This window comes from Ralstonia sp. RL (genome assembly GCF_001683835.1).
In the GTDB taxonomy this organism is placed as follows: domain Bacteria; phylum Pseudomonadota; class Gammaproteobacteria; order Burkholderiales; family Burkholderiaceae; genus Ralstonia; species Ralstonia mannitolilytica.
In genome coordinates, this window is the sequence record NZ_LWRX01000095.1 from 91,445 (window position 1) to 107,844 (window position 16,400).

General features: G+C 63.5%; 17 protein-coding genes and 1 riboswitch. Of the genes, 9 read left to right on the forward strand and 8 right to left on the reverse strand.

Annotated features, from left to right (window positions below; translation table 11 throughout):
- Positions 1 to 16: 16 nt before the first annotated feature.
- The 6 genes from A6M56_RS09410 to A6M56_RS09435 are packed head-to-tail and all read right to left on the reverse strand — an operon-like array spanning position 17 to position 4,546.
- Positions 17 to 577, reverse strand: a complete 561-nt coding sequence (locus tag A6M56_RS09410) for a GspH/FimT family pseudopilin (protein ID WP_102080898.1) — start codon at positions 575 to 577, stop codon at positions 17 to 19.
- Entirely contained in the window at positions 565 to 969 is a 405-nt protein-coding gene (locus A6M56_RS09415) for a type IV pilin protein (RefSeq protein WP_102080899.1), read from the reverse strand. Before A6M56_RS09415 ends, A6M56_RS09410 begins: the two co-directional genes overlap by 13 nt.
- Positions 969 to 2,804 (reverse strand): pilus assembly protein, encoded by a 1,836-nt coding sequence (locus A6M56_RS09420; RefSeq protein WP_102080900.1) that lies wholly within the window; start codon positions 2,802 to 2,804, stop codon positions 969 to 971. The genes A6M56_RS09415 and A6M56_RS09420 overlap by 1 nt, the downstream gene beginning before the upstream one ends.
- On the reverse strand, positions 2,801 to 3,448 hold the full coding sequence (locus A6M56_RS09425; protein WP_102080901.1) for a pilus assembly PilX family protein: 648 nt from the start codon (positions 3,446 to 3,448) through the stop codon (positions 2,801 to 2,803). The genes A6M56_RS09420 and A6M56_RS09425 overlap by 4 nt, the downstream gene beginning before the upstream one ends.
- Entirely contained in the window at positions 3,442 to 4,353 is a 912-nt protein-coding gene (locus tag A6M56_RS09430) for a PilW family protein (protein WP_102080902.1), read from the reverse strand. The genes A6M56_RS09425 and A6M56_RS09430 overlap by 7 nt, the downstream gene beginning before the upstream one ends.
- Before the next feature lies 1 nt (position 4,354).
- Entirely contained in the window at positions 4,355 to 4,546 is a 192-nt protein-coding gene (locus A6M56_RS09435) for a type IV pilus modification PilV family protein (protein ID WP_062737759.1), read from the reverse strand.
- Between the two features lie 587 nt (positions 4,547 to 5,133).
- On the opposite strand from A6M56_RS09435, the gene A6M56_RS09440 reads away from it, so the two are divergent.
- The 7 genes from A6M56_RS09440 to A6M56_RS09470 all read left to right on the forward strand — a co-directional run bounded on the left by A6M56_RS09440 (position 5,134) and on the right by A6M56_RS09470 (position 13,078).
- Positions 5,134 to 5,655, forward strand: coding sequence for a type IV pilin protein (locus A6M56_RS09440; RefSeq protein ID WP_102080903.1), 522 nt, complete (start codon positions 5,134 to 5,136; stop codon positions 5,653 to 5,655).
- The gene (locus tag A6M56_RS09445) at positions 5,649 to 6,266 is read left to right on the forward strand and encodes a GspH/FimT family pseudopilin (RefSeq protein WP_286758082.1); all 618 of its coding nucleotides are present in this window, start codon (positions 5,649 to 5,651) and stop codon (positions 6,264 to 6,266) included. Before A6M56_RS09440 ends, A6M56_RS09445 begins: the two co-directional genes overlap by 7 nt.
- Entirely contained in the window at positions 6,253 to 6,738 is a 486-nt protein-coding gene (locus A6M56_RS09450; protein WP_102080905.1) for a type IV pilus modification PilV family protein, read from the forward strand. Before A6M56_RS09445 ends, A6M56_RS09450 begins: the two co-directional genes overlap by 14 nt.
- A gap of 32 nt (positions 6,739 to 6,770) precedes the next feature.
- Positions 6,771 to 7,970: a PilW family protein gene (locus tag A6M56_RS09455; protein WP_145997220.1), complete on the forward strand. Its 1,200-nt coding sequence runs from the start codon at positions 6,771 to 6,773 to the stop codon at positions 7,968 to 7,970.
- Positions 7,971 to 7,972: 2 nt separating this feature from the next.
- Positions 7,973 to 8,587 (forward strand): pilus assembly PilX family protein, encoded by a 615-nt coding sequence (locus A6M56_RS09460; protein WP_102080907.1) that lies wholly within the window; start codon positions 7,973 to 7,975, stop codon positions 8,585 to 8,587.
- Positions 8,588 to 8,658: 71 nt separating this feature from the next.
- A complete protein-coding gene (locus tag A6M56_RS09465; protein ID WP_180964288.1) occupies positions 8,659 to 12,384 on the forward strand; it encodes a pilus assembly protein in 3,726 nt (1,241 codons plus the stop codon).
- 379 nt (positions 12,385 to 12,763) lie between these two features.
- Positions 12,764 to 13,078, forward strand: a complete 315-nt coding sequence (locus A6M56_RS09470) for a hypothetical protein (RefSeq protein ID WP_102080909.1) — start codon at positions 12,764 to 12,766, stop codon at positions 13,076 to 13,078.
- A gap of 67 nt (positions 13,079 to 13,145) precedes the next feature.
- Here A6M56_RS09470 and nrdR read toward each other — a convergent pair whose 3' ends face one another.
- Together nrdR and glyA are read right to left on the reverse strand one after the other, a co-directional pair.
- The gene (nrdR, locus tag A6M56_RS09475; protein ID WP_045787807.1) at positions 13,146 to 13,610 is read right to left on the reverse strand and encodes a transcriptional regulator NrdR; all 465 of its coding nucleotides are present in this window, start codon (positions 13,608 to 13,610) and stop codon (positions 13,146 to 13,148) included.
- Between the two features lie 138 nt (positions 13,611 to 13,748).
- Positions 13,749 to 14,996, reverse strand: a complete 1,248-nt coding sequence (glyA, locus tag A6M56_RS09480; protein ID WP_045786255.1) for a serine hydroxymethyltransferase — start codon at positions 14,994 to 14,996, stop codon at positions 13,749 to 13,751.
- 137 nt (positions 14,997 to 15,133) lie between these two features.
- Positions 15,134 to 15,264: riboswitch (ZMP/ZTP riboswitch) on the reverse strand.
- Between the two features lie 138 nt (positions 15,265 to 15,402).
- Here glyA and ydfG point away from each other — a divergent pair.
- Both ydfG and A6M56_RS09490 read left to right on the forward strand, forming a co-directional pair.
- Positions 15,403 to 16,155, forward strand: coding sequence for a bifunctional NADP-dependent 3-hydroxy acid dehydrogenase/3-hydroxypropionate dehydrogenase YdfG (gene ydfG / locus A6M56_RS09485; protein WP_045786256.1), 753 nt, complete (start codon positions 15,403 to 15,405; stop codon positions 16,153 to 16,155).
- 71 nt (positions 16,156 to 16,226) lie between these two features.
- On the forward strand, positions 16,227 to 16,400 hold a 174-nt coding region (locus A6M56_RS09490; RefSeq protein ID WP_286758084.1), incomplete at its 3' end, for a thioesterase family protein.

Sequence of the window (16,400 nt, forward strand, 5' to 3'; positions counted from 1 at the left end):
GAAGCGGTGGTTGCGGTTAAGGGTCGTCGTCAGCGGTATCCGTGCAACGGCCGCGGCTCGTGGCCGGGTCGCAGATGCGAGGGCGGCCGGCAGCGTTGATGACCACGTTGCGCCGATGTCGCCCACAGGTGAGGGTCAGCGTGGCACCGTTCACGTCGGACATCCGTGAGTATCCCACAGCCTCGTAGGAAAGCGTGCCACGCCCCAGGTTGGTCGTGAGGCTGACGGCGGGCATCGTCGGCAGTGCAACGGCGGTCAGTTTCCTGCCGTTTGACGAGGGCGCCCCGTCCGGTGCCGCCAGTGGCAATTCCGTCAACGCCCATCCGGTAGCCCAGCTGGCGTTTTCCCTCGGGCCGAGCTGCGTCTGGACATGCCGCCGTTGGGCCGTCGCCTGAGCCAGCGAAACGGTGCTCATCAAGCGCTGGGCGAGGAGTTCGACGGTCTCGCGCTGCCATCGGTCGATGATCGACGGCACGGCAAGCGCGGCCAGCACGCCAACAATGGTGAGCACGATTGCCAGTTCCAGGAACGTCACGCCCGCCTGGCAGTGGCGCTGGCGGTGCGTCACGGCCAGCATGCGGGATCGTCGGGGATGCGCTCGCCGGTGCTGCGCAGGGCGAGAAACGGGCAGTCCGGATCGGGCGTGTGCGGGACGGCCATCACTTGGACGCACTGGGAGATCGGCAGGCTTCCGTTGACGCCCGTGCACACCTGCGGAGGAAAGATGGTGTAGCCGTCCGCCCGCGTCATGGGGCCCGGAGACCGCGAATCATCCGTTGCGTACGTGCCGGTGCGCGCGTGTCGCAGCTCCAGTTGGGACAGCGTAGCGACCAACGCGGCGCCCGCCGCGGCCCGGTGCGTGCGCTTCCAGTAGGCCGGCCACGTTGAAGTCGCCACGAATGCCAGCACGGCCGCAATGACCAGCACGGCCATCACCTCAATCAACGTGAACCCACGCAAGCGATGCATCAGCGCGTCCCTGCTTCGGTGACTTCACGCCAGCTCAATCGCCCAAGCTGGCGCGTATAGCTGCGCGATTCGAGCCGCTGCGCGCGTCCGCCGGTGAGTTGCCACATCGTTGTGTGGACGGCTTGCACTGCGACCCCGCCGGGCACGTGCGCGGGTGGCGCGGCGTGCATGGTGATGAGCGGCGTGCCGGTCAGGACATGACCAGTGCGGCCCTCCTCGTTGGGCGGCAGGCCCGTGCGCGGATCGAGCAGGTAGGCCCGTTCCCGGCCGCTCGCGTCTCGTGTGGTAAGCAACACGCCGTGCGTGCCGGCCACTGTGAGGTCATCGACGGCCTCGCCTTTCGGCAGGTCGATGTGCCAGCCATTGGACGCACCGCCGCCTCCGTCGGCGCGGATGACGACACCATCGGCGTCTTCATTCGCGTTCAGCCTGGAAAGACTGTCGCGCGACAGGTTGCCCGATGTGCCGGTGTCAGCAACGCCATACACGGTGGCGGCGCCGTGGGCGTCGATCGCGGTGAACACCAGCAGCGGGCCGCCTGCCGTCGCGGCCAGCAGGATGGGGCCCAGCACGCGCTGAAGCGAGCCGCCGCGCGAGGTCGCCTTGAAGAACGGCGTACGCCGTTGCGTTTCATTCGTCCCCAGGGCTTGTTGCCAGGTGGGACCGTGGCTCAGGTCGAAACGCCAGATCTGGCCTTGGGTATCAGCCGCATAGGCGAGGGTGGCGGTCCCTTGCGGGCCGAGCGCCACGGCGGGGGCGCCGAGCCCACCCCGGCTTGCGGCTCTGGGCACCGTCATGGCATGGGCCGTGCGACCGGGCTGCCACGGGGAGGTACGCGGCTGGTCCAGCGCGAGCAGCAGCAGGCGGCTGTCTGCATTGGCATCCCCTTCACCGTTGCCGCTGATGGCGAACCACCGGGCCGGACCATTGTCGCTGTCGGCCAGCGGAACAACGGGGATGGGGCCGTCGACGCGGCCCACGGAGACGTCGTCACTGCCGTCATAGGCGAGCATCGGTACGGGCCCGGACCACGTGGGGTCGGTAATGTCCACGAGGAACAGACCAGGGCCCATGGCGCCGTTCGCGCAGGTCAGCACCGAATGCCATTGCGCGCCGGTCCATGCGTCTGCAGCGAACGGGCGGCGGCACACTGGTGCCGGTACCGGTTGCCCCGGTGACGTGTTCCGGGCGGCGGTCGGCAAGACGGCGTCGGACATGACGGCAAAGCGTTCTGCACCGGTCAGCGCATCAAAGCCGTGCAGCATGCCGTCGTTGGCGCCCACATAGACCATCCACGGCCGAGGGGCGTGCGCTTGCCGGAACGCCGCATGGCGCGCATCGAGCACGAAGCCCGGTGGCCCGAGCAACTGCACGCGCGCGCCTCGCATGGCGCCGAGCACGGAAGCGCGTGGCCGCAGGCCGCGATCGCTGTATTCGCCGTTGCGCACGCCGCGCAGGTAGTCGATGCGCTGGCGGCCCAGCTTTTCGTCGGCGTCGATGGCGGCCTGCTGAGGGGCCGAGAGGGCCTCCCAACGCAGCGGCACGGGCACGCGGGACGTCGACTCGCCAGCGCGGAAGGTCCAGAGTTGCCGTGCGTCTACCGCAGTGCGATCGAGAAGGCGGCCTGCTTCCCACAGATCCGTCGGGGCGGACGCGTCCGGTGTGCCTAGCGTTGGCAGGAACCGCATGCCCCGCAACTGGCCGCTCCAAGCGTCGCCGCCACGCGCGATGACGACCTGCGTGGGCAACCGGCCTGCGGGATGGTCGAGGCTGGCGGCGGGCGTCGACCCGGCCAGCGCAGTGGCGAGCCACACACCAATGTGTCGCGCGCTCATGGTTCTGCCACCCGGGGCCGGTACACCGTCTGCAGCATCACGTTGACGGGGGCGTCCTCCGCATTGCCATCGGCATCTACGCTGGCGGGGCCAAAGCCGATCGCCGTGATGCGGAACAGCCAGGGCCTGCGCGGGGCACCGGCGTGCATCCACTGGCCAGGCAACGCATCGGGTATGGGTTCGATCACGTAGCGGGCGGCGAGTGTCTTCCGCCCCGTGACGGCATGGCTCGGCGCGAGCGCGATCGCGTGAGCGTCGCTTCGAGCCAGTTGCGCGAGCGCAGCGGCGGACTCACCCTGCAAAGGCCAGCACAGCCCCCGGGCGGCGCCTTCGCCGCATGCGCCTGGAGCAAAGCCGCTCAACGTGACGGGGTTCAGCGCGGCGATGCGCGCAGCGTCTGGCGCGGCACGGCAGTCTTCGCTGCGGTACGGCGTGTCGGTGGCGATGGCGATTTCGCACTCGGCCGCCGTCAACGCCGATTCCGCTTCGCGCAGAGCGACCGCACGGTCTGCGGCCAGGGTCGCGCGGCGCAGGTGGTCCTGGCTCAGATGCAAAGCGGTCAGCATCAACAGCCCGATGATGAGCAGTGGGCCGACCACAGCGATCATCGAGAAGCCATGGGCTTTTGCGGGGCGGCTCAGCATGCGTCTGCCTCGCAGTGCAATGGGTTGCGCACCGAGAACGTGGCGGTGAAGCGGGCACGGTTGCGGCGTAAGTCCGCGGGGCGGAATGCCACGTCCTCCGTCCGGGCGTCCGGTACAGGGCCGAGGTCGGGGAACAGCGTGATGGTGTCTGAGGGGGGCGGCCTGAGCGCGTAGTGGTCGCCGCGCACGACGATTGCCGCATGGACCTGTCTCACGCGGTACCAGTCTTCCGCCTGCATGGCCCGAGCCGGCTTGGTGGTACTGGGCGAGGTGGAGGTGGGCGCCATGGTGTACAGCAGTTGCAGTGTTTCGATGCCGCGCACGATTTCGTGTGTCTGGCCGGCGGCGGGCGCATTGGCGTTGCGGCCCGCGAAGGAGCGGCACATGAGCCGTGGGGCGCGCTCATCGTCATCGCTGACGGAGATGTACAACAGCATGCTGCCCAGGCGCGGGTCTTCGTCTCCGCCGATGCGTTCTCGAATGCCGAAACCGGCGCAGTCGTACGTCGCCGCGTCAGGGCTGCGACCGGCGAAGCGGGTCATCAGCGCGTCGCTGTGCTGCTCGCCTTCCGATTGACAGTTCAGGGCCGGGGTTTTCTGCGGCCGCCCGCAGTCGTCCGAGCCGAAAAGCGATAGCGGTGCGCCGGCACCTGGCCATCGGCGCACGAGCGAGGCGATGGGCGTATCGGTGACCCATCCCGCCTGGCGCACCGCCTGCGCGATCGCCTGCAGGGCGCGCATCGCGCGGTCTTCGATGAGCGCGTCATCGGCTAACCGCTGGTAGCGTGCCCGCGCGACGAGCATCAGCTGGAGCACGATGCCGAGCACCATCAAACCGAGCAGCATGCCGACCAGCAGTTCGACCAGCGACGCACCGCGCGCAGGCCGGGCGAGCGGGTGTGGCATTTCAGCGATCTTCTGTCTGATTGAGCGTGGCAAGTGCCTGCGCGCCGTACTCGCTGGCGGCATGGCTGGTGGCTTCGAGTACGTCGAACGCCCGGAACATGGCCGCCGCGCCGAGGGAGAGCACTGCCAGGGCGACGAGGGATTCGAGGAGGATGGTGCCGTGTTGGGGGCGGAGGTGGCGTCGGATGAGCATGGCGGAAAAGCGCTTTTTTCGAGCCGCTAAAGTTAGTGCGTATTGAGCCGTATAACTGTCATATCTCGTCAATGCGATGGGCTGTTGAGGGCAGGTGCTCGCGCCTGAGGGGAGAGGCCCACTGCTGAGTTCAAGCTTTCTTCAGCCGTGCTAACAGGGAATGGTCTGGCGGTGGCGTTGTGGCCGACCGGGGAAGCCGTTGCGTTTCGTGGTCTAGCCGCTGCTATTTGTGGCGGCCGGGGGCAGAGACTTCTCTCTGCCGCGGTTGTTTAGGGCGTAGTAATGCATTGCGAATTCCGCAGCGGAAGTCGTGGCGAATGCGCAGTTGCATTGCCCCAACAATGGGCGCTTGCGTGTCAGCCATAGGCTATTGACACTGATTGGCCGCATCCTCCATGATTGCGGCCATTAAGCCTGACATCGTCTCCGCTAGGGGACAGTGGCAACAGAATCAAAAGAAAGTAATCGGGTTATCGGGAATGACGCATCTCCAGGCAGATGCGTTTCTTGTCTAGAGCAGCCGGGGGGCTATATGTACTGGGTCAAGGAAACTCTTTCGCAGTCGATCGTTCTGCGGCGGCATTGATATGTCCGCGCCGCTCTGCGCCAACGCAAGCGTGCCGCGCGATTCCGATTCAGCGGGCTCCCATTCGATCAGGAAGGGACGTCGGCGGCCTGCAATCGCGCTTGGCTCTGGCTTTACTCTCGTCGAGCTGATGATCACGGTGGCAATCGTTGCCATCCTGGCGACCATTGCTTATCCCAGCTATACCGACTACGTGAAGCGCGGCAAGCTGGCCAACGTGACCAATATGCTCGCGGGTATTCGCGCCCAAATGGAGCAGTATTACCAGGACAATCGCACATACGCAGCGGTGGGCACGTTTACCCCGCCCTGTCAGGCGATTTCGGCTGTCGCCGAGTTTTCGTTGGCGTGCACGATTACGAACAACGGCAATAGCTACACGATGACGGCGACTGGCTCGGGGGCAACGGCCGGCTTCATCTACACAGTGAATGAGGCAAACGTTCAGGCGACGACCGCGGCGCCGGCTGGCTGGAACACGTCCACGACATGCTGGATCACGAAGCGGGGTCAGTCGTGCTGACGGGCCAGGGCGCCCGGCGCCGCGGCTTTACGCTGATTGAATTGCTTGTCACGGTTTCCCTGTTTGCGTTTTTGATGCTCCTGGCGGCACCGAGCTTTACGAGCTGGATTCAGGATGCCCAGGTACGTACGGCGGCGGAATCGTTACAGAACGGTCTGCGTGTCGCGCAGGCCGAAGCCACGCGCCGTCATCGCCAGGTTGCGCTGGTGCTCACCAATAGTGCACCTGCTCCAGGCGTGGCCGCTCAGGCCAACGGTAAGAACTGGTTCGTGATGGTGATCCCGAATCAGCTTGCAGGCGAGTCGTACACGAACGCTGCGGCCCCCACGTTGATGGTGCAGAGCGGCGCGCTTGGTGCTGTGGCGCCCAACGCGCAGGTCAGCGTGCAACAACCTGCGGTCTGCTTCAATTCTTTGGGCAGGCTCACCACGCTGAACGACGGCACGTACAACTGTGCCGTGCCTCCCACAGGTACGGTGACCTACGCCATCACGAATAGCCGGTTTGCTTCTGCGCGAACGCTCAACGTGACCGTGAGCCTTGGCGGTCTGATCCGCGTATGCGATCCGAGCAAATCGCTGTCGCAGGGGAATCCAGATGCGTGCGCCTAAGCCCCGTTCGGGCCATATTGATCCTCAGCCCCGTACACAGCACGGGATGACCCTCATCGAGGTGCTGGTCGCGATGATCCTCTTGACCGTGGCATTGATGGCCATGGTGATGGCCCAGGTGCGTGCCTCACAGGTGTCGGTGGATGCGGAGGACCGCAACCGGGCGGCGCTGCTGGCCAACGAGCTTGCAAGCATGATGTGGGAGAACCGTACAACGAAACTGCCGGCGTCTTCGGTTGCGGCGTGGCAGGCGATGGTCTCCAGCAATGTGAGTTACAGGACTGCCACCGCCTCGAGCCCGGCGGCGAGCGGGTTGGGCGGCCTGCCCAATGGTACGGGCACCGTCACGACCGATCCTACGACCAATGTGGCGACGATCACCATTACCTGGCAGGCGCCCTCGCATGGCGCCAGCGCCACCGCAGCCATGAGTGGGAAAAGCCGGTATGTAACGCAAGTGGTGTTGCCGTGAGGGGGCGGACGCTGCGGAGGCGCCCGTTGGGCGTGGCCTATCAGACCGGTCTCAGCCTGATTGAGCTGATGGTGGCATTGGTGATCAGCATGGCGATCGTAGGCGCGGTGTTTGGCTTGATGAGTGTCTCCGAAGGCCGAAAGCGTACCACCATGTCGGTCAACGACATCAACCAGAGTGGCGTCTTTGCCCTGTATCAGCTTGACAAGGCCATTCGCAGCGCGGGGTCGGGTTTTTCGCAGAATTGGCCGCTGACCTATGGCTGCCGCCTCAACGTCAATTTGAACGGCGATCAGATTCTGCCGTCACCGACCAAGATCCCGCCGCCGTTCGACAAGCTCTCGACGCTAGGCGGTTTTCGGCTGGTTCCGCTGTTGATCGTGCAGAACGGTACAAGCGGAGGTTCTGACGCGATCATTACGATGGCGGGCAATGCCGGATATGGAGAGATTCCGACTGAGTTTTCCAATACCGCGCCGACGGTTTCCAAAGGCGTGGCAAACCTGAGCCTGGTCAACACCATGACGTTCAACGCGGGCAATCTCGTGCTCGTGGCGGACCGCAACAATACGGCGGGCAACGTTCAGCCGTGCTATGTCGGACAGGTGCAGGCCAATTTTACGGGCAGTGTCGCAACGCAGTTGCCACTGGCGGGCGCCTATGACGCTTCCGTAGGGCTGGACGGCAATGTGAGCAGCATTTCGGCCACCGGTGTGGCGATGAATCTGGGCAATGTCGGCGGCGGCAATCTGCCGGGCTTCGCTGTCTATGGTGTCGGGGCCAACAATACGTTGATGTTCTACGACTTGCTGCAATCGGGTAGCAACGGCTATGTCGCCGTGCCGCTGGCTGACGGTGTAATGGAGATGCATGCACTGTATGGCATTGACCCCGACAACAGCGGAAATGTCAGCTGGCAAGCCCCGACGGGGGCATTCGATGCCGCGACGCTGTCCAACGGCACGCAGACTGCCGCAGCGAATCTCTACGCCATCAAGGCGATACGTATCGGCTTGATCTTGCGGACATCGCTGCCTGAGCGGGCGCAGCAATTTGTTGGCACAGCCAGTGCAGCCACTGCGAACGGCGTCGTCACACCGGGCCCGCTGGTGCTGTTTGCCGATGTGCCGAATCTGGCTTACACCCGCAAGCTCACAGGCGCGGAACAGAACTATCGTTACCGCGTTCTCGAAACCACAATCCCCTTGCGCAACACGCTGTTGCAGCGCTGACGATGCCGATCAAGCCCAATGCCCGTCCTCTTCGTGGCTTGCGCGTTGCGCTGCGTCGGCATCAGTCCGGAGTGGTGCTGTTGATCGCGCTGATTGCCATGGTCATTCTGGCGATCGGTACTGTCGCGCTGTTTCGCTCTTCGGATGCGGCGCTGGCCAACGCAGGCAACCTGGCCTTCAAACGGGACATGACCAACCGTGGTGAGCTGGCCATCGTGGCCGCCAAGACGGCGCTGACCAGTGGCGCGCTTAGCCAAGAGGCGACACGCCAGGCCGACCAGGCTGCCTATGGCTATTACGCAACGATGCAGCAAACCGACAAGCACGGTGTTCCGAACAATCTGATCAGCTTGGACAAGCCCGTCGTCAACAACAAGATCAATGCCGGCGACGGTATCACGCTCTACTACATGATCGATCGGCTTTGCACCTCGGTCGGTTCGACCGACCCGTCCAATGCCTGTGTCATCAGCTCGATTGGTTCCGCGAAGGGCGGGACGGTGCTGCCGTATCGCGGCCAGGCGCAACCGCCTTCGGTGCCGGTCTACCGCATCAGCGTGCGGGTTGACGGGCCGCGTAATAGCCAGACCTTCCTTCAGACCACTGTTTCTCTCTGAGTTGCAGAACTGCCATGCACCCCAATCATGACCGAGGTTGGAAGGCCGACGCTTCGCGGAGCCCTTCTGTGATGACATTCCTGCGCGCTGTGCTTGCCAGCGCCCTGGCGATGATGGCGCTGCAGGTGCCTGCCGCCCAAATCGATCTTGCCGACCAGCCGCTCTTCAGCTCGGTATCGGTACCGGGCAACCTGCTGCTCACGCTGTCGGTCGAGTATCCGACCGCCAACAGTATTGCCTATGTCGGCGCCTATACCCCGGGTACCAAATACCTCGGTTATTTTGATCCGCTCAAGTGCTACACGTACCAGTACGACGCCAACACAGACAGCAATAACTACTTCATCCCGGCCGCGGCCGCGGACAGCAATTATCAGTGCGCCAGCGGCAAGGGTTACTGGAGCGGTGCCTTCCTGAACTGGGCAACGATGCAGACCATCGATCCGTTCCGATGGGCGCTGACCGGGGGGTACCGCGTTACCGATACGCCGACGCTGACCGTGCTTGAGAAGGCTTGGGCGTCCGGGCAGGGTGGCTCTGGCGAGACGCCGAATCGAACAATCAATGGCAGCACGACTGTGGCGGCAATCTCGCCGTTTAGTTGGAGCAACCTCAGCGTTCGTATCTGGGGGGTAGGCAACAAGCTGTATTTCACCAATAGCGGGAAACTCGATTCGGATCCCGCCAGTGCCTACAAGTCCGGCTCTTCGCAAGACTCCTCCAAGGTGTGGTGGGTCTATGCGCGTGTGAAGGTGTGTGATCCATCGCAGCGTGAGGCCAACTGCACGCAATACGGTAGTAACTATAAGCCCGAAGGCCTGATGCAGCAGTACTCGCAGCGCATCCGTTTCGGCGCGTTTGGATACCTCAACGATTCGAACATCAAGCGCGATGGTGCTGTGCTGCGCGCGCGGATGAAGTTCATCGGCCCGACGCAGCCGGTTCCGGGCAAAAACCCGACGACGAATACCGTGGCCGAATGGAGCGCCACGGACGGTACCATGGTGACCAACCCGGACACGAAGGATGCATCGGACAGCAGCGTCAAAAACAGTGGGGTCATGAACTATCTCAACAAGTTCGGCTCGACTTCGCAGAACTATAAGACCTATGATCCGGTCGGCGAGCTTTACTACGCGGGCGTTCGTTACTACAAGAACCTCGGCAACGTCGCCAGCTATTCTTCTAACATCGATGCCACCCAGGTGGACGGCTTCCCCGTCATTCAGACCTGGGATGACCCGATCCTGTACTCCTGCCAGAAAAACTACATTCTTGGCATTGGCGACGTGAACACTCACGCGGACGCGAACCTGCCTGGCAGTACGATCGCCGATACCAACTACGAACCGGCAATGCCTTCCGAGGTTTCCAGTGATACCTCGGTCAATGTGGATTCGGCGACGAACCTTGTGGGCAAGATGGAAGGCATCAGTAATCTCAACAAGGCTTCGCCATCGTGGTGCTGCGGGGACAACAACACCTTTTTGATGGCGGGCCTCGCCTACGACTCGCATGTGCGTGATATCCGCCCCAACGATTTCAAGGACAGCCTCGGGAACAAGTCGAAGATCCAGACGATTTCCACCTACTGGCTCGACGTGCAGGAGTACCAGCAGTACAAATACCAGAACCAGTTTTGGCTTGCGGCCAAGTACGGCGGGTTCAATGTCCCGTCCGGCTACAAAGCGTCCAACACGAGCCCGCTGGCGCAATCATTGTGGAATTTGAGCGGCAATACGGACCCCAACGGCAAGCCCATGCCGGACAACTACTATCTGGCTGGCCAGGCAGATCTGATGGTGAACGGGCTCAATTCCGCTTTCCAAAATATCTCCAACGATATTCAGGCTGCCACCACGGCGCTGGCCGTCTCTTCCGCCAACGTGAGCCTCACCGGCAATATTGGCTATTCCGCTTCCTACAATTCCGCCAACTGGAGTGGCGATGTGGTCGGCAGTTCGCTGAGCTTCGATGCCGCCACAGGGCTGCCCACGCAGACGAAGGTGTGGTCCGCGCAGGCGAATCTGGCAACCCAGACCAGTTCCTCACGCCTGATCGCCACCAGCAACACTGTCGGCACGGCGCAAGGTGTGCCATTCCAGTTTGCCAAGCTCAGCGCGAGCAACCAGAGTGCACTCAGCAATTCGGCCGTGAAGAACTGGAACAACCAGGACTTCCTGAACTACTTGCGCGGCGACCGTACCAACGAGGGCACGAGCGGCAAGGCGGTCTATCGTCAGCGCACCAGCTTGCTCGGTGACATCGTTGGCTCGAAAGTGGATGCTGTCGGTCCACCTATCGCCGTGCTGTCGAGTGCGACCAATCCCGGCTATGCATCTTTCAAAAGCACCTATGCCAACCGCAAGCCGGTGGTCTACGTCGGCGCGAACGACGGCATGATGCATGCATTCGATGGCACGATCGGCGCAACTGGCGGCAACGAGTTGTTTGCCTATGTGCCGAGCTTTCTTTATCAAGGGCCATGCACTTCGGGTTGCACGCCCACGGTGAACGGCTTGGCATCGCTGGGGTTGGCAGGTACCAACTTTGTCCACCATGCCATGGTCGATGCGACGCCGCAGGCATTTGACGTTGACTTCGCTCGCGCAGGCGGAGCCAAGCCGAGTTCATCGAGTACCTCGGACTGGCACACGATCTTGATCGGCGGTCTGGGCAAGGGCGGGAAGGGCTACTACGCACTCGACATTACTGATCCATCAAAGATCACCGACGAGGCGTCGCTGTCCACCAAGGTGATGTGGGAGTTCGGTGGTCCGTCCGATCCGAAGCTGGGGACGCTGGGCTTCACCTATGGCGACCCGATCGTCGTCAAGACCAAGAAGTACGGTTGGATCGTTGCGGTGCCGTCGGGCTACAACAATGCCGATGGCATGGGGTGGCTGTTCATCCTCAATCCGGTGACCGGCGCCCTGCTCGAGTCCATCTCCACGGGAGTGGGTTCGGCAAGCACGCCAGCAGGCCTGGCGTTTGCATCGGCGTATGTTGCCGACTATACCGACAACACCACAGACTCCATCTACGCGGGTGATCTGCTGGGCAATGTCTGGCGCTTCGATCTCACCGGTACCACCGGCGCCTATCCGGCACCCACCCAGATTGCAAAGCTCACCGACCCGAGCGGCAACCCGCAACCCGTCACGACGCCCCCGCTCATCGAGATTCAGCCGAACTCGCTCAAGCGCTACGTCATGGTGGGAACGGGGCGGCTGCTTGGCAGCACCGATATCGCCAGCAGTCAGACGCAGAGCTTCTACGTCATCTATGACGGCGTGGTGCAGCGCTTCAACGGCAGTACCGATCTGCCGACTGGCGTGACCTTCCCGATCCAGCGCAAGGATCTCAATGCCGACACCAATCTGCTGAAGGGCATCGGAAGTGCGCCGACATCGTTGATGGGGTATTACATCGACCTCGGCCAGTCGTCCAACGGCGTGGCCGAACGTGTCAATGTGGCCCCGGTCTCCAACTTCGGTACCGTTTCGTTTGCCGCCAACCTGCCAAATGGCGACGCATGCAACCCCTCGGGGACGAATCGCGTCTTCTCACTGGACATTGGGACGGGCGCCAGCCGCGTGGTGAACAGCCTGGGCGTGCTGCAGCCGTACTACACGGGTGGCGGGCTGGTGGTGGATCTGTCGTATCTCAACGTGAATGGCACTGTCCGGCTGGAGGCGGGGACCGACAATAGCGCGATCAACTCCGTGCCGCTCGTGCCGACGGTGGTGCAGGCCATCCGCCAGATCAACTGGCGCGAGGTGCCCACCGCAGACTGAAGGCGGTCGGAACGATGGACCCACAGCGCAACGCAGCACCCAGGACCTGCAAGGGGTAGGCCGTATGAAGCGAGCCTGGGTCGCCTGCGCTGTGGCTGCCATCGGCCATCTCGCTTTCCTGCATATCGCGGGCCTGTGGATACCGCGGGCGGCAAAGGGGCAAGCGCAAGCTGATCGCCCCCTGTTGCTTGTCAGTCTCGTCAGCGTGCCACCCGGTGAGGCGGTAGTCGGCACCGCCAGCAGTGGCAAGCGGAGGGCGCCCACGCCTGTTGCAGCGGCAGACGGCGGTCCATTGCCGATATCTTCCTTGCGTCCCGCCGCGAGCGCCCAGTCGGAAGGGCCTCCACCCGGGATATCTCCTTCCGAGGATGTCGATGGGATGCGGTTCTATACGTCTGCCGAGGTCGACCGGCAGGCCTTGCCAGCGAGCGCCCTTGAACTTCTGGACGTGATGGCGCTGGTTTCGGACACGTCACCGATGGTACTACGCATCTACATCGGCGCTGACGGAGTCGTCGTGCGCGCTGAAATCGTTCGTGCCAGCGAACACAACCGTGCTGCGGCCGCCAGGCTGGCCTTGATTCTCATGGCGTCACGCTTTGTTCCCGCCAAGCGACTGGGAGCGGATGTCGCCACGGTCAGAGAGTTGGAGTTTCAGATCGAGCCGTCTGGCGGGGCCGAACGGCACGCTTAGGCGCGAGCCGCGCATCGGGATCGGCGAATGCCGGTGGCCGTGGACAGCCGGCTCCCATGTCGGCATCTCACTTCCGCACGTTCGTCGCGGCAATCTCGTCGAGCACATCCCGAAATTCCGACACATCCTCGAAACTCCGGTACACCGACGCAAACCGGATATACCCGATCTTGTCCAGCCGCTTCAGCTCCCGCATGACCAGCTCGCCCACCCGGTCGCTGCCGATTTCCTTCTCGCCGTGGCTCAGGAGCTTCTCTTCGATGCGGGCAATGGCTTCGTCGATGGCCTCGGCGGAGACGGGGCGCTTGCGCAGCGCCAGGCGCATGGAATCCTTGACCTTGTTGCGGTCGTAATCGACGCGGCTGCCGTTTTTCTTGACGACGGCCGGGAAGAACAGCTCGATGCGCTCGTAGGTCGTGAAGCGGCGGTCGCAGGCTTCGCACTTGCGCCGGCGGCGCACGGTGTCGCCTTCTTCCGACATGCGGGTTTCAATCACCTGGGTGGCCGCGTGGCCGCAAAAGGGGCATTTCATGCCGGTGGTCTCCTCGGAAACCTCAAAGAACGCGCTGCGCTGAAACGACAATGCCGCGATGGCCCGCCCATTCGACTTCGGGCGCATCGCGGCAGGGTACTACGCGGCCGGCAGCGCCGGCCACCGGCGGATACAACCTCAGCCGTACACCGGGAACTGCTTGGTGAGCTCGGCCACCTTGGCGCGCACCTCGGCGATGTTGTTTTCATCGTGCGGGTTGTCCAGCACGTCGGCGATCAGGTGCGCCACCTTCACGGCCTCGGCTTCCTTGAAACCGCGCGTGGTCATCGCCGGCGAACCCAGGCGGATGCCCGAGGTCACGAACGGCTTTTCCGGATCATTCGGAATCGCGTTCTTGTTGACGGTGATGTGCGCGTCGCCCAGTACCTTCTCGGCTTCCTTGCCGGTGATCTTCTTGGCGCGCAGGTCGACCAGCATCACGTGGCTCTCGGTGCGGCCCGACACGATGCGCAGGCCGCGTGCCATCAGCGTTTCGGCCATGGCGGCGGCGTTCTTCACCACTTGCTGCTGATACGCCTTGAATTCCGGCGACAGCGCTTCCTTGAAGGCCACTGCCTTGCCGGCGATCACGTGCATCAGCGGGCCGCCCTGGATGCCGGGGAAGATCGCGGAGTTGATGGCCTTCTCGTGTTCGGCCTTCATCAGGATCACGCCGCCGCGCGGGCCGCGCAAGCTCTTGTGTGTGGTCGTCGTGACGAAGTCGGCGTGCGGCACCGGGTTCGGGTACACACCGGCGGCGATCAGGCCGGCGTAGTGGGCCATGTCGACCATGAAATATGCGCCGACCGACTTGGCGATCTTGCCGATGCGCTCGAAATCGATGCGCAGGGCAAATGCCGATGCGCCGGCAATGATCAGCTTCGGCTTCTTCTCTTGCGCGAGCGCTTCGAGCGCGTCGTAATCGATGTCTTCCTGCGCGTTCAGGCCGTAGCTGACCACGTTGAACCACTTGCCGCTCATGTTCAGCGCCATGCCGTGTGTCAGGTGGCCGCCTTCGGCCAAGCTCATGCCCATGATCGTGTCGCCCGGCTTGAGCACGGCGAAGAACACACCCTGGTTGGCCTGCGAGCCCGAGTTCGGCTGTACGTTGGCGGCTTCGGCGCCAAACAGCTGCTTCACGCGGTCGATGGCGAGCTGCTCGACCACGTCCACATATTCGCAACCGCCGTAGTAACGCTTGCCGGGGTAGCCCTCGGCGTACTTGTTGGTCAGTTGCGAGCCCTGCGCGGCCATCACGGCCGGCGAGGTGTAGTTCTCAGAGGCGATCAGCTCGATGTGGTCTTCCTGACGCTGATTTTCCTTCTGGATGGCGGCAAAGATTTCGGGATCGATCTGGTCGATCGTATAGCGGCTGCGTTCGAACATGGCGAGTGTCTTGGTGAAACGAAACGGAATTGGCGGAGGTCGGGCGAGGCGGGCGGGCATCGGGAAACGCGCGCGGCTTGGACGACTGCTTCCGGTGTCGGCCGGCGGCAGCGGGTGCCCAAGTCACCCAGCTTCCCATTCGCTGCCCAGGCGAGCGGCAGGCGCCGTTGTGCATGACGCCAGAAACCTTGCGCTTCCTCGTGGTCGCTGCCCACATGTCGAAGCCGCTGGGATGCGGCTTCAGGATTCGCCAGTCGCGCAAGGTGGAATGGTTGCCCGCGAGTGTACGACAGCCCCATGGTCGCCGCAAGAACCGGGGCGTTTGCAGCGCACATTGCGGTGCAATACAACACGACGCTCGGGTAAACTCCAGTTTTTGCCATTTTCAGGCCCCGGAGACACTTCCATGATCGTATTCGTGACCGGCGCGACGGCCGGCTTCGGCGCAGCCATCGCGCGCCGTTTCGTGCGCGAAGGCCATCGCGTGATCGCGGCGGGCCGCCGCCAGGACCGTCTCGATGCGCTCAGGGCCGAACTCGGGGACGCGCTGCTGCCTCTCGTGCTCGACGTGCTCGACGCCGAAGCCGTGGCCGCGCTGCCGGGCTCGCTGCCCGAGGGCTGGCGTGAAGTCGACGTGCTGGTCAACAACGCCGGGCTGGCGCTAGGCCTGGAGCCCGCCCAGCGCGCCGACCTGAACGACTGGGACCGCATGATCGGCACGAACTGCTCCGGGCTGGTCCACATGACGCGCGCGCTGCTGCCTGGCATGGTCGAGCGCAACCGCGGCCACGTCATCAACATCGGTTCGATCGCCGGCACATACCCGTACCCGGGGGGCAACGTGTATGGCGCCACCAAGGCGTTCGTGCGGCAGTTCTCGCTGAACCTGCGGGCCGATCTGACGGGCACCCGCGTGCGCGTATCGAACGTCGAGCCGGGCCTGTGCTCCGGCACCGAGTTCTCCAACGTGCGTTTCAAGGGCGACGATGCCCGCGTGGAAAAGGTCTACGAAGGCACGGAGGCGCTCACCGCCGACGATATCGCCGAGGCCGTCTACTGGATGGCGGCGCTGCCCGGCCACTTCAATGTCAACGCGATCGAGCTGATGCCCGTTTGCCAGTCGTTCTCGGCCACCAGCGTGACGCGAGGCATGGCTTGAAATCCGGCGCACAAGCCCTCGGCCAGTCGGGGGATGGCTGGCCGCCACTTACGCCTTGGTAAAATTGCCGGATGTCTTCTTTTGACTGGAACCTGCGTGTGTATTGGGAAGATACCGACGCGGGCGGCGTGGTGTTCTACGCCAATTATCTGAAATTCTTTGAGCGCGCCCGCACCGAATGGCTGCGTGCGCTTGGGGTCGATCAGCAAGCGCTGGCCGACGCGACCGGCGCCATCTTCGTGGTG